This is a genomic window from Chryseobacterium sp. CY350 (assembly GCF_027945075.1).
Lineage (GTDB): Bacteria > Bacteroidota > Bacteroidia > Flavobacteriales > Weeksellaceae > Chryseobacterium.
In genome coordinates, this window is record NZ_CP116034.1 from 1,269,707 (window position 1) to 1,284,280 (window position 14,574).

8 protein-coding genes are annotated in these 14,574 nt (G+C 38.7%); 1 reads left to right on the top strand and 7 read right to left on the bottom strand.

The window, feature by feature from the left end; genetic code table 11:
- Position 1 precedes the first annotated feature (1 nt).
- The 6 genes from PGH12_RS05760 to PGH12_RS05785 form a co-directional block, all read right to left on the bottom strand.
- The gene (locus tag PGH12_RS05760) at positions 2 to 1,699 is read right to left on the bottom strand and encodes a RagB/SusD family nutrient uptake outer membrane protein (RefSeq protein WP_267597187.1); all 1,698 of its coding nucleotides are present in this window, start codon (positions 1,697 to 1,699) and stop codon (positions 2 to 4) included.
- Positions 1,700 to 1,717: 18 nt separating this feature from the next.
- Positions 1,718 to 4,819 carry a SusC/RagA family TonB-linked outer membrane protein gene (locus PGH12_RS05765; protein ID WP_267597189.1) on the bottom strand — a complete coding sequence of 1,034 codons (3,102 nt, stop codon included), beginning with the start codon at positions 4,817 to 4,819 and terminating at the stop codon, positions 1,718 to 1,720.
- 11 nt (positions 4,820 to 4,830) lie between these two features.
- Positions 4,831 to 6,393 carry a glycoside hydrolase family 32 protein gene (locus tag PGH12_RS05770; protein WP_267597190.1) on the bottom strand — a complete coding sequence of 521 codons (1,563 nt, stop codon included), beginning with the start codon at positions 6,391 to 6,393 and terminating at the stop codon, positions 4,831 to 4,833.
- A 95-nt stretch (positions 6,394 to 6,488) separates the two neighbouring features.
- Positions 6,489 to 7,799 carry a sugar porter family MFS transporter gene (locus PGH12_RS05775; protein ID WP_267597191.1) on the bottom strand — a complete coding sequence of 437 codons (1,311 nt, stop codon included), beginning with the start codon at positions 7,797 to 7,799 and terminating at the stop codon, positions 6,489 to 6,491.
- A gap of 515 nt (positions 7,800 to 8,314) precedes the next feature.
- Positions 8,315 to 11,074 (bottom strand): substrate-binding domain-containing protein, encoded by a 2,760-nt coding sequence (locus PGH12_RS05780; protein WP_267597192.1) that lies wholly within the window; start codon positions 11,072 to 11,074, stop codon positions 8,315 to 8,317.
- Between the two features lie 835 nt (positions 11,075 to 11,909).
- Positions 11,910 to 13,049, bottom strand: a complete 1,140-nt coding sequence (locus tag PGH12_RS05785; RefSeq protein ID WP_267597194.1) for an Atu1372/SO_1960 family protein — start codon at positions 13,047 to 13,049, stop codon at positions 11,910 to 11,912.
- 66 nt (positions 13,050 to 13,115) lie between these two features.
- On the opposite strand from PGH12_RS05785, the gene PGH12_RS05790 reads away from it, so the two are divergent.
- Positions 13,116 to 13,916 carry a helix-turn-helix domain-containing protein gene (locus PGH12_RS05790; protein WP_267597196.1) on the top strand — a complete coding sequence of 267 codons (801 nt, stop codon included), beginning with the start codon at positions 13,116 to 13,118 and terminating at the stop codon, positions 13,914 to 13,916.
- A 125-nt stretch (positions 13,917 to 14,041) separates the two neighbouring features.
- On the opposite strand, the gene PGH12_RS05795 is transcribed toward PGH12_RS05790, so the two are convergent.
- Entirely contained in the window at positions 14,042 to 14,560 is a 519-nt protein-coding gene (locus PGH12_RS05795) for a DUF2911 domain-containing protein (RefSeq protein WP_267597198.1), read from the bottom strand.
- Positions 14,561 to 14,574: the final 14 nt, after the last annotated feature.

A 14,574-nucleotide genomic window follows, 5' to 3' on the forward strand; every position in this document is an offset into this window, starting at 1 on the left:
TTTAATATCCGTTATTTTGTTTGTACAGTCCCTGACTGAAATTGATCTGTGATAAAGGAATCGGACAGTATTCTTCAATTCCGTGGTCAAACCCCGCCTGTGAATAGAAAGATCTTTTAGTTTTCTCAACAGAATAATAGGTGTTCATCGTTCCTGCTGTAACGCCCCATCTTACGAGGTCAAAGAATCGGCTTCCTTCCATTGCAAACTCCATTCTTCTCTCCCATCGCAGTGCTTTTCTTGCAAAATCCTGATTCCACGTGCAGTTCACGCCCGGTTGATATTGGCTGATGAGATTGTTGGTGGTGTAGCTTCCTGTCAAAACCGTACTGCCAGCCGCACGCTGTCTCACCTGATTGATTAATGGCAATGCTTCGTTGATTTGTCCCAATTCTATCATTGCCTCGGCTTTCATTAGCAGAACATCGGAATATCTGATAATAATTCTGTTTTTCGAATTTCCGTAAAAAGGATCTACATTAACGGTACAGCCACATCCTACAGGCACATTTTCTTTTAATGAAGCATAATATCCATAAGTTCCGGGACTTCTGCTCCAGCTTTCCTGAAATATTTTGTTTTCTTCGTATTTCCAAGGCAGTCCTGGCAAGGCAACGGTGTGATACAATCTCGGATCTACTTTGTAACTGTTCAGTTGATTGTAATTAAGATCCGTATCGTTAAAAGTATCAAACATCGGTAATCCCTGCGGTGTCGTTTTGAAAGCGTTTACCAGATTCTGACTTGGCTTATGAAAATCGCAACACCCCAAACCTTGCGGCAGAGAAAGCATATCACCGTAATTCAGCCTTCCGAAAAGCGTTCCGTCATTGTCAGAATATTGAATGGAAAAAACCGCCTCCGAACCGTTTTCGTGTGTCCCAGGCATAAAATTATACCCGAAATCCGGCTCCAAAGTGTAATTTCCGATCACCTGATTGGCCGCGTCAATAGATTTTTGAAGCGTAACCGGATTTACCTGCGTTACCGTATAGTTATCATCCTGCTCATACGCCTGATACAGCCTTACTTTAGCAAGATAAGCATAAGCTGCACTTTTCTTTGGTCTTCCGACTTCTGACTGTGTTGCAGGCAGATTAGCCGCAGCGAATTCAAAATTAGAAGCAATCGCTTCCCATAACTGTTGGTCGTTCTTTGCCCTGTTGGAGATTTTCGGATAATCTTCAATCGGTGTGTTTTCATCTACATAAGGCACATATTTAAATAATGTTTTCAGTAAAAAGTAATAATGTCCTCTTACGAAACTCATTTCAGCGATCCGCCTTTGTTTGTTCGGATATTCTGAATCTGAAAGCTGCTTCAGTGCAGCAATCGCTTTGTTACATCTGGAAATCCCTACATAATTGAGATACCATAATCTGTCTAATTCACCAAAATCGGGACGGATATTGTTTGAAATTTCAAAAAAGTGAAAGGTCTGGATATCGTTGGTTCCGCTTCCTCCTTTGTATGCGTCATCAGAACGCACGTTTCCGTATGGCCAAAGACTGAAAGGGGTGTCATAATGGTCGTTTCCGAGAGATGCGTAGGCTGCAACTACAAAACCATCCACATTCTGAGGTGTTACCACATCGGCTTCCGACAGAACGCCTCTTGGCTCATTGTCCAGAAAATCGTTGCAGGAGGTAGTTCCCAGCAAAAAGGCAAAAGCTATTGTTAAAAGTATATTCTTTTTCATTTTTTTATTATTTATAAATTATAGGGAAAAATTAACTCCAAAATTGATCGTCAGCGGTAACGGATAACCGAATGCCGGTGTTTCAGGATCTATTCCTGTAAAGCTTTTTGATTTTATCGTCCAAAGATTCTGAACACTTGCATACATCCTGAAATTGACAATGTGATACTGCTCCATTAAAGATTTCGGGAACGTGTAGCCCAACTGTAAAACCCTCAGCTTCAGATAACTTCCGCTTTCTACATAATACGATGAGAATCTGGATTCTGCATTGCTGTCCACTGTCGTAAGCGCAGGAATATCCGAATTGGGATTCTGTGGCGACCACGCATTCAGAAGCCTTGTCCCTTTATTAGAACCTACATCATCCACACTCCAGAAATCGGTCTGGTATTTTTTTGAATTAATGACATCTACATCGCCGATGCCCTGCCAGAAGGTTGAAAGATCAAAGTTTTTGTATGAAAAGTTGAGGTTGACACCGTACATAAACCCCGGATTCGGATTGCCGATCCACGTTCTGTCTTTGTCGTCAATCATTCCATCACCATTTAGATCTGCATAACGGATTCTTCCTAAACCTTTACCTGACTGAGTTGCAGAATTATCCACCTCTGCCTGAGTCCTGAAAAGTCCATCAGCAACATAACCATACATTGAGTTGACGGGGCGTCCCAAGATATTATCCGTTGTTCCGTTTCCACCGTAGTTGTTGATAACGGATTGAGGAAGTTCGGTAATTTTGTTACGGTTCATCGAGATGTTTCCTGAAACCTCGTAGCGGAAACCACCTGCGGTTTCATTCTGATAAGACAATGCAACTTCAATCCCTTTGTTTTCCATAGATGCACCATTGATCCATCGATCTCCTCCTTCTCCGATCACACCAAGATAAGGTGGCAATACCAGAATGTCTTTTGTTGCTTTTTTATAGATATCAACACTACCCGTCAGTTTTTGATTTAAAAATCCGAAATCCAGTCCAAGATTGGTCTGCGTGGTGGTTTCCCATCTCAAGTCGTCATTTTTTGTCTGCGTTGCGATAAATCCTGATGGCAGTAATCCGCTTCCGACACCGGAAATATCGTAAGCCGTCCCGTAAGATGTTGCCCACGTTGGATTTCCTCCTGCATAGTTCGCTATATAAAGCGAGTAAACCGCCGAATTGCTGATTTCCTGATTCCCGGTTTGTCCCCAACCTGCTCTTAATCTCAAATCTGAGAAAAACGGAATCAGATTTTCTGCAAAATGTTCTTTATTGATTCTCCATCCTGCCGAGAATGCAGGAAAAGTTCCAAAACGGTTATTTTTACCGAATCTTGAAGAGCCGTCATAACGCATTGTTGCAGAGAAAAGATAACGGTTGTCATAATCGTAAGAGAATTTTCCGAAGTAGGACAATAGGCTGTAATACGTGGAACTTCCGCCGTTGAAAGCGTCCCCAGTTCCCGCATCGGGATACATATAATCCGGTGTTTCTATCAAAAATCCTTCTTTTCTCAGCCAGGTGTTTTTAAATGTATCCTTGTACATTTCCATTCCGCCCAAAACATCAAAATGGTGTTTTCCTGCTTTTGCAGTGTATTGTGCGGTATTTGACCACGTCCATTTTTCGGTGTCCGACTGGTCGATGTTCACTGCATTGGTTTTGTTTTGCAGATAACCCGAAACATAGCTTCTTTGCAGCATTCTTTTGTAATAATTGGAAAGATCTATTCCGAAGCTTGATTTTAAGGTCAAATTTTTCACAGGCTGCAATTCGGCATAGACATTTCCGAAGAATCTTTGGTATTGATAGCCGTTGTCTTTATTGTATTCCAAAAGTCTGACAGGATTTTGCCTGTCATTCATTCCGCCAACCGGTCCTCCCCAGCCGATTCCATCTACAGTATGAACCGGAATGATGGGCAAAGCACGTAAAGCAGGATCCAAAACGCCGGGATCCATCAGTTCATTGGTTTTATTAAAGGTGAAATTTTCACCGATTTTCAGTTTTCCGTCGAAAAAGTTATACGAGGTATTGACACGGGCAGACAATCTTTTGAAATTAGTCAATTTCACGATTCCTTCATTGTCATAATATCCCAGAGAGAAGTAGTAAGAACCCTTGTCTGAAGCACTCGAAGCAGAAACATCCAGTGAATTGGCAACACCAGTCTGCGAAACCTCATCGTACCAGTTGGTATTGGCCGACTTAATCGTTTTTCCGGCATCCAGATATTCGGGCACGAAACTATTGTATAAAGTTGGAATGCCATTCTGGACACCCCAATCGAAATTGTAGCTGAGATTATTCAAATTTGGGTTCAGTCCGTCATTAATATTGGCCTGCCAGAGAACCTGTCCGAACTGCTTTGCATTCAGAACCTCAGTTGTTCTGGCATACTGTGAATATGCCGTATAATAATTGAGGTCGATTCTCATCTTCCCTTTTTTTCCTTTTTTGGTAGTAATAATGATAACGCCATTCGCAGCCCTGGATCCGTAGATACTTGCAGAAGATGCATCTTTGAGAACCTGCATCGATTCGATATCACTTGGATTAAGCTCGTGCATCCCAGCTTTAGTGGGAACTCCATCTATTACATAAAGTGGATCTGTATTATTCAGAGTTCCAACTCCACGAATCAGTACTTTTGTGTTACTGCCTGAAGGAGATCCGTCGGCTGTGATATTAACGCCGGCTACTCTTCCCTGCAAAGATTTTATTGGATTGGGTTCGGTCTGCTTGTTCAGGTCTTTCATATCCACCACTGAAACCGCACCGGTAATATCTGCTTTTCGCTGCTTCGTATATCCGGTTACGATGACCTCATCTATACTTCTTATTTTCTCTGCAGCTAAAATGATGTTAAGAACCGTTTTTTCATCTACCACAACTTCACGGGTAGAATAATCCGGATAAGTGAAAATTAAAGTGTTTCCTTTTTGCAGGTCATTGATCTGAAATGCACCGCTGCTGTCTGTTGTGGTATTGGCTCCTGTTTCCGAAACGGTTACAATAACCCCGCTCAACGGTTTCTGATTTGAGGAAACTACCTTACCTTTAATGACTTCCTGCGCAAATACATACGAAAAAGGCAGAAGGCAAAAGGCGATGGCTATTTTGTATTTCTTCATAGTATAGTTTTTTATTTGATATTAATCTGATGAGCATTGAAGTTCACTGTACTTCCTTTGGTATCTGTGGATAAGCTTAGCTCCGAGAAGCTTTCATTAGGGAAGAATATTTCAGTCATTACTTTTTCGCCATTATTGAAGAAAATCTCGATGGAAGTTTTATCCAATACAATTTTGATTGTTGCATTTTGGTAGCTTTTTGATAATGGTGCTTTTGAAATTCTGTCTGCAAAATTGTTCTTAAAATCGGTTTTCCCGGATTTGGTACGGTCAATAAAAAGTTCCTGCTTATTATTATCAATTCCGAAAATTACCTTTTCTCCCAATGAATTTTTCAAAGCAAAATTGTATACTCCTTTGGTCATTTTTTTGAAATCAACATCAATTACCGCTTTGGAAAGATCTATTTCTCCTTTGCTGATGAGCTTTTTATCGGAAACAAGGTTAATTTCTTTTTTAACTGCCTTCCCTTTGTAATTTTTAAGCTGGGAAACAGGAATATTTTTCAGAATGTAACCTTCTTTTGATCTTTTCAAAATCACTTCACGAGGAATAGTAGAACTTCCTCTCCATTTTTCTGTAGGCACATTCGGTGAATAATCCCAATTTGACATCCATCCGATAATTACTCTTTTATTATCCGGAACATTATCAAAAGAAACACTCGCATAATTATCGCGTCCCCAATCCAACCAGACTACTTTTTCTTTTTCGAGCTGCTTTGTAAAAACATCATCCATTTTGAAGGTTTTTCCGTCAAAATCACCTACAAAATACTGTGCGGCAGAACCACCGTTCGGACCACCCGGATTAATGTTGACGATAAGCACCCATTTTTCTTCATTGGTTCCTTCTACCTTTATCGGGAAAAGATCCGGACATTCCCAAACCCCACCGTGTCCCCCGAAATCTTTACCAAATTCCGAAAGGAAGGTCCAGTCTTTCAGGTTTTTTGAGGCATAAAAATGCTGTCTGTCCTGTGCCGCCAATCCCATGACCCATTGTTTTCTTTTGGCATCCCAGAAAACTTTCGGATCCCTGAAATCTTTGATACCCGGATTTTTCAGTACAGGATTGTTACTGTATTTGGTCCAGGTTTTTCCATTATCCAAAGAATAAGCGATTGCCTGAGACTGTGCATCGATTGCTCCAGCCTGCTCTTTTTTCATATCGTGATAGGTGAAAATTGCGACCACGGGAATATTCTTTCCATCACCGAAACCTGATGTATTATCCTTATCCACAACTGCGCTTCCGGAAAAAATTGCGCCTTTCTCATCATAGGCAAGTGCAGGAGCTAATTCTTCCCATTTTATAAGATCTTTACTGATGGCGTGGCCCCAGTGCATCTTACTGAAATCCGGAACGCTTTGAAATGGCGTATATTGGAAAAATAAGTGATATGTTCCGTTGAGATAAAACATCCCGTTCGGATCATTCATCCATCCTTTTTGAGGAGTGAAATGATAGTTGGGTCTGTAAAGCTGCTCTTCGGACGTCTTTGAATCCGACTGTGCATTGAGCCCGGAATAAAACGTTGCAGCGATGATTAAAGTTGATATTATTTTCTTCATTATGATTATTTAATAAGAGATTTTTGAATTATTTAAAAACACTTTATTCTATTTGGAGAGGTGTTCTTTCTGATGATTACATTGATTTTTTAAATCTATTTCGTCAGTGTTTTGCTTAATTTTTCAAGTGAGATACCTTTTGTCTCCGGCATCATAAACATCACGAATAATAATTGGAATACCATGGCAACGGTAAAGACTAAAAACACGGTTCCTGCTCCAATCGTGGAAAATAATGTAGGAATTAACGATGGAATGATCGCTGCCAAGAGCCAGTGTGTGGAACTTCCGAAAGCCTGTCCGGATGCGCGAAGGTGATTAGGAAAAATCTCTGAAATGAACACCCAGATCACCGTTCCCTGACCGATAGCGTGTGAAGCAATAAAAAGGAACAGGAAAATAGGAATCGCCAATCCCGACCAATGAAAATAAAAAGCCATAGAAACCAATCCTAAAGAAATGATATAACCTACAGAACCCAAATACATCAATGTTCTCCTCCCGACTTTATCAATGAGGTTGACCCCTACCAAAGTGAAAACCATATTCACAACACCAATCCCGATACTGCTGAGAAGTGCTGTTTTCTCACCCAAACCTGCTTCACCAAAGATTCTTGGTGCATAATACAAGAATGCGTTGATTCCCGACATCTGATTAAAAAAGGCTACAAGAAAAGCCAGCATCAGCGGAAAACGGTATTTTTTCATAAAGATATTTTCCTTTGGCGATTCTGCGTGGTTATCCTCCATCTGTGTGATCAAGGAGTCAGAATCCTGATCAGGACTCAGAATTTTCATCACTTTTTTTGCTTCGTCTATTCTGGATTGCGAAACCAGCCATCTCGGACTTTCCGGAATGGTAAATACACATAATGTATAAATAGCCGCAGGAATTGCCTGCACACCAAGCATCCATCTCCAGTCGTTGTCACCGATACCGCTTAATAAATAATTTGATAAAAATGCAATCAGAATCCCCAGAACAATATTAAACTGATACAGGGAAACCATTCTGCCACGGTCTTTTGCAGGCGCAATCTCTGAAATATAAGCCGGTGCAGCAATTGTAGAAGCACCAACACCCAAACCACCCATAAACCTGAAAAATGCAAACAGATAAGGATCATTGGAAAGTGCAGTTCCTATCGCAGAAAACGCATATAAAACACCAATAATCAGGAGTGTTTTTTTACGTCCTAATTTATTGGTCGGGATTCCGCCAAAAATGGCGCCTATCACTGTACCCCATAATGCCATTCCCATTACGACAGCTCCGTGAAATGCATCTGAGCTGTTCCAGAGTGCCTGCAATTTTTTGTCTGCACCGGAAATTACTACAACATCAAACCCGAAAAGAAATCCTGCCAAAGCTGCCGTAATAGACCACATAAGAATTTTATTCATCTGTTAAAAATATTTATTTGTTTGTGGCTAATATATCCCTAGGCGGCAATCCAAAGGTCTAATTATGTAACTAAATATTTCGGCAAGGTTAATTATTTGTTAATTAATTACAACTAATTTAAAATCAATAACTTAAATTTAAATAATTTCATTAAAGTTTCATCAGGTTTCAAAAATGTAACATTGTTTTATAAAAATGTTACATGTGTTTTGGTGTTTTTATGGTTTAAGAACAATTAATGTTATGAAAATTTTAACCGAAAAACCGGTCAAGGCATATAGTTTTGGGTCAGAAACTTTTATGAATTATAAATCGTTCCAAAAGCTGTTTATTCGTTTACATGAAGGTACGTTGTTGAGAAAGTGTAATAAAAAAGCAGCAGTTTGATTTACTGCTGCTGAATATTGTAAAAATATTAGATGTCAAAATTGATTTTAAATATAAATTAAAGCTTCAGATTTTGTCACTATACTATTGTATTCAAATATATAATCATTTGATTTCGTAATTTTTATCACTCCTTACCTTCAAACTTTCTAAAAGCATTTGGGGATACGCCAAACTTATTCTTGAAAACAGTAGAGAAATAATTAGGGGAAGAAAAACCTGTTTTGTATGCAATCTCAGAAATCGTTAGTTCATGATTTTGCAGCATCGATTTGGCCTGTTCCAGACGGAAATTGTTGATATAATCGCTCACATTCACATCAAACATTGCTTTTATCTTTCTATACAGCTGGATTCTGGAAATATTAAGCAGGTCTGCAAGATTTTCTACTGAAAAATCTGCATTGTCGATATTAGTTTTGATAAGTTGATTGAGATTGTTCACAAACGTCTGTTCTATGCTTCCGAACGATTTACTGTCCACAATCCTGCCGATATTGTTTGTATAGTAATAACGTAGTTTTTCACGGTTGTAAAGCAACGCACGCAGCGACTGTATCAGAATCGTGTAACTGAAAGGTTTCGTAAGATAAAGATCAACCCCGGATTTTAAACCTTGCAGATAAGATTCTTTATTGTCCAAAGCTGTCAGAAGAATGACCGGGATATGCGAGGTGCGAAGATCGTTTTTTAGGATTTCACAGATTTCAAAACCATTTTTGTCCGGAAGATTGACATCACATACGATAATATCTGGAATTTCCCTCAAAGCCTTATCAATCGCATCCGTACCGTCAGAAACCATCACCTCAAACTCATTCTGCAGCTTCTTGCTTAAAAAGAAGGACAAATCTGAATTATCCTCTACCAAAAGAAGCGAATAACGTTCGCCCTGAGATTCATGATTTTGGATAATCGTCTCATTTTCCAATCCTGTAAAAAAATCATCTTTTGCCAGACTTTTAGCATCTGAGAGACTAGGTTCTTTTATCATTTGGTCTTCGTTGAAATGCTTGTTTCCCTTATAAAGACTGATGACAAACTCCGTTCCCTGAAAAGAGTTCACTTCTATTTTCCCAAGATGAAGCTCAATAAACTGTCTGCTAAGATGAAGTCCGATTCCTGAACTGTTTTTTCTGTTGTTGGAGCCTTTGAAATAAGCTTCAAAGACATTGCTGATCTCTTTTTCGGGAATTCCGATTCCGTTATCTCTGAAGCTGATGACCACCTGATTTCCTTTTTCCTGAACCGTGATTTCAATCTTTCCATTGTCCGGTGTAAATTTGAAAGCATTGGACAAAAGGTTGAAATAAACTTTATCCATCAGGTTTCTGTCGATGTAGAGCTCAAGGTTTTTATTCTGTGAATGGATTTCGAATTTGATATTTCTTTTCTTAGCTTCATTTTCAAAATCACGAAAAATTGCATAAGTAAAATCGTAAATATTCGTTTTTGAAACTCTTAGGTTAAAATTTTGATTTTCTATTTTTCTAAAATCCAGCAAGTTATCTACCAATCGTAATAATCTGTTGGAGTTTTTATTTATCAGCTCCAGCTCGTATGATGGTTTTGTACTTTTAGATTTGCCAGAATCCATCAAAGATTCCAATGAACTGAGAATAAGCGTAATGGGTGTTTTAAATTCGTGAGACAATCCGGTGAAAAAATTAACCCTCGCTTCATTACTGTCTTTCAACTCATTGGCAATGGTTTCAATCTGGTTTCTTTGAATAGTAATTCTGTCGTTGGTAAGCGTAAGCTGTTTATTTTTTATCTTGATCGCATAAATAAGGTAAATAGAATAAGCAACCAGGCAAAACATCAATATCAACAATACTACAGACCATCGGAACAATTCTTTTTGAGAAGAATAAAGCTCTATCTGTTTTTTAACCGCCTGTACCTGATTTTCTATAACACCCTGCTGTTCGATGATTTTATCAAACTGATTGCGCATAATTTCAGCATTCATTCGGTCAATGATCGTTGTGCTGAGCTTGATGCGTTTAGGAACGGCAACACCGTTATAAATTTTAATTGCAGTCTCAATGGCTTCTGCTCCACCACTCGGGTAAAGTAAAGTAGCGTTCAGCTTTCCGTCCAGAACCATTTGGATTCCACCGTCTTTTGTATTTAATCCATCAACACCGATAAATTTGATTTGATTTTCCAAGCCGGAATTCCTTGCAACCTGCCACGCATTGGTGGCAAGCTCATCATTAAAGGCAAAAACATACAGACTTTGATTCCCCAAGGAATCCAGCGTTTTCCCGAAAGCGTCCGCCGGAAGGCCTCTAAATGTTTTGATGAGATCTGTATTGGGATTATTTCTGATGATTTCCTGAAAGCCGAGACTTCTTTCTATGGTCGGGGAAGATTGGTCATCGCCTCTTATTTCGATTACTTTTTTATAATTTTTAGAATCTGAAAGAATATAATTTGCCGCTTCTTTACCAATTTCCACGTTATCTGCGCCAATGTAGGTCGTATATTTTTCTGAATTGATCTTCCTGTCGAGCAAAATAACTGGAATATTTTTGGCAGTCGCTTTTTCCACTACAGGAACCAAGGATTCGGGATCAATTGGTGAAATGATAATCACATCCACCTTGCGATCAATCATTTTTTGTATATCCTGAACCTGCTTATTAACAGAACTTTCTGCTTTCTGTATATTCAGCTCCACTTCGGAATGAAGCGATGCCTGTATCTCCATTGAATGGTTCATTGCCAATCTCCACGGATGATTTCCCAAGCCCTGCGAAAATCCGATAGTAATTTTGTCTGAAGTTTTCTGCGATTTTTTACAAGAAAAAAAAATAAGGAAAAACAGAAGGAATAACATTCTATAAGCCTTAAGAAAACTGAAAAATTTTAGTGCTAACATATTAACACAATATTAATGAAGATGTTGCAGAGAGACAATTTTTAATGATATTATTTTGCATTAAATCTGCTGTATTGATTATATGTAATAAAAGACAAATAAGACCAATTGAAGACTGGCTATACCAAGATTGCCTTTGTTTAATGATTAAAATTAAATTGTACTAAACTTAGTCTACAATAAAATTACCTGATAAAAATGAATCTTTTAATTCTTGTTTAATTTGGCTCAAACGAACCAAATCATCTATAAAAGTGTTTGAAGATACGCTCGTCTTGGTCACAAGACCGACATTTGAAGATTTAACTCTCTTATGTCGGTTTTTTTTATTTCCTAATCCATTGTTACACTAATAGATACATTGAGCAACGATGCTATTAATTTATGCTGCTCCAAACCTTTTAATTCTTTCGCCATCTCTTTGGGTATTATTCAGGGAATGCTATCTTGAATATATGTGAAACGCTCATTACCAACACCTACTGAAATGGTAATCAATAATTTCCACTTTCCATTAATCATATCCAATGCGTCACGCACCGGTTTAACGCTATCCAAGCAAGATAAGTAAGGACACCTTCAAAAAAATTTATGCAGGAATTGATTTTGATCTCGTAGTAAATTCAGCAACAATTGGCAATGGTGTAGTGACTGAGATTTATGATTAAATCTTGAGTTGAAGTTCTTATTTTGTTTAAATTTAAGTATCGCTACTAAAAATAAAATCCCCATAAATTGGGGATGAAATTATAGTCCTTAAAATTTTTAATGAAAAGCAGTCTTAATAAATACTGTGACACTTCGTTATAAATTTCTGCTATCTGTATACGCCTTATTATTCAACTTCAAAAATTGCCTGGATCTCTACAGTCGAATTTACGGGCAGAGAATAGGCTCCTAAAGTTCCTCTAGCGTGCTTTCCCTTTTCGCCGAAAACATCTACAGTAAGGTCGGAAGCAGCATTCATCAATGCCGCATGATCTGTAAAATTACCATCCGTATTGAAAATGCCGGTAAGCTGTACACATTTTTTTACTTTATTAAGATCTCCTCCCACAGCTTCTTTTAAAACAGATATAACGTTCAGCATCGTTTGCCTGGTTGCTTCCTTCGCTTGCTCGTTAGTTATATCTACCCCAACTTTCCCTGGATTTAGAATTTTTCCATCTTTCAATGCCACCTGGTTGATGAAAACCAAATTACCCGAACGCGAAAACGGACTGTAATTTCCCACCGGAGCCGGTGCTTTTGGAAGAATAATATGCCTCTCTTCTAATACTTTGTTGATGTCTTTCATTTCTTTCATCTTCAAATTCTTTTTTTCGAAAGTACCTTTTAGTCCCAACACAATTTTGGAAAAACTCTCGCCTTGCAATTCGGCCAGAAAACGCTCGCTTTTACTTGGACGTTCTGTGCTTTTTAGTGAGGCCAGGCTTGTTGTCCCCAAAACCGAGTTGCCTTGCGGAATCTCTTTATCAATTTTTTCATTCCCGCGGATTCCGCTTGGCATCAATACCATTCCATGCACTGCAAGGCTGTTCCAGAATGATTGCAGCGCCAGCTCTTTTCCTGCGCCACTTCCGGCAGACATAAAAACGGTTGCAGGCATTCCCTCCAGCGAATGACTCGTCCAAAGATCTACTGTTTTTGCCAAAAACGCACTCATTCCAGTACTTATATTTCCAAAATAAACGGGAGATCCGAATGCTATTCCGTCATAAGTTGGCAATTCTTCTACCGTTGCAACAGGGATATCCTTCAGCTTCGCATTTGCAGAAGGCATTACCTGCTTTATAACTGCCGAAACATTGCCTCCGCTTTCTATCCCTGTTTTGACTTCTTTCGCCAGTTCATAAGTACCGCCGCTATCCGAATAAATCAGGACAAGTACTCTTGCGTTATTATCTTGTGCCATTGCTTTTATTGTTGTTATTAATAAAAAAATCAACATCAAATATATTTTTGCTCGTCTCATAGAACATATAAAATTAACTAATACAAAGTTAGAAATGCTGTTTTAATTAACTTTGCCAAAAACAATATGCAGAACGACAATCTGAAATGCGGAATGACCGAGATTCAAAAAGGTATATTTACGGATGACGCATTACCTGCTCCGTACGTTTGGTACGAGAAAGATTGGCAGCACGATGAGTACATGCACAGCCACGAACACTACCAAATGACTTATGTTGCCGAAGGCTATCAGTATTTCCATATTGAACAGAAAATTTATCTCGTACCAAAGAATCACGTGATTTGGATCCCAAAAAACAAGGAGCACCGTACTACTTCGGAAGCGGACACAGTGGATCTAATGGTGGTATTATTCCGTTCTGTACCAACGCAGGATTTCTACAGAGATGTACACGTGTTCTCCGCACCTGCAGTCTTGAGAGAAATGTTGTTATACGCCTCCAAATGGAATAAACACCGCGAAAGAAATCCGGAGAAACTTACTTTTCTGAGAGCAATTTTGGTAAGTCTTCCTAATTTCTGCGACGAAAATGATCGCCTTCAAATTCCTGTTCCCAAAAATGTGCGGCTTATAAAAATTTGCAATTATATCAACCAGAATTGCAAGTATGGATTTGACATCGACGAAATGGCTGCTAAAGCACAGATGTCAGTAAGGACGTTACAACGATCATTTAAAAAAGAAACTGGAATAACGATCCAAAAATACCTGCAGCTTGTGCGGATTCTTAAAAGCGTTGAATTCCTGGATGCCCAAAAATACACGCTTAGTGAAATCGCATTTAAAGTGGGATACAAGAGTTTGCCTGCATTTACATCCTCTTTTTATTCGGTGATGAAAACAAAAATCAAACAGCGGATTTGAATGCAGCTGGAAAAACTAAATTTATGTCAGATTTACTTTGATGAAACACCTAATTTTAGATACAATTTAAAACAAAAAAAATCCCGCAAAAACGGGATTTTAATTTTCTTCTGATAATATCTTATCTATTTAATTTCTACAGGAACTGAGATTTTATCCCAATCCATTGTAAAACCTTTGCTGTCTACCTTGTACATTAAAGTTTCCTGCGTTGACGATAGCGGTTTTGTTCTGACATCAACGCGCAAAGCATCTTTCGATTCTTCGTATTTATAAGCGCCCCATTGTTTTGGTTCTTTATTAAAAACCGCAGTCCACGTTCCTGATTCTTTCGGAATTAAGAAAAAACTGTATTTACCTGCAGGAAGTTTTTTCCCCTGAACGGTAATATCCTTGCTTGTTTCGAAAGTAGTTGCATCATTCGCACCTGCACGCCAAACTTTATTGTAAGGAACTAATTCGCCCCAAACTTTACGCTCTTTTACAGACGGACTGCTATAGGCGATCGTGATGTTTGCATCTTTAATTTTTCCGGTTGCAGTCATTGCAGGACTCGCCGGCTTTTTGGCTTCCTGTCCGAATGCATTGACAGAAATTGTCATTGCGGCTACAACCATTGCAGCAGATTTAATTATTGCTCTCATAAATTTTATTATTA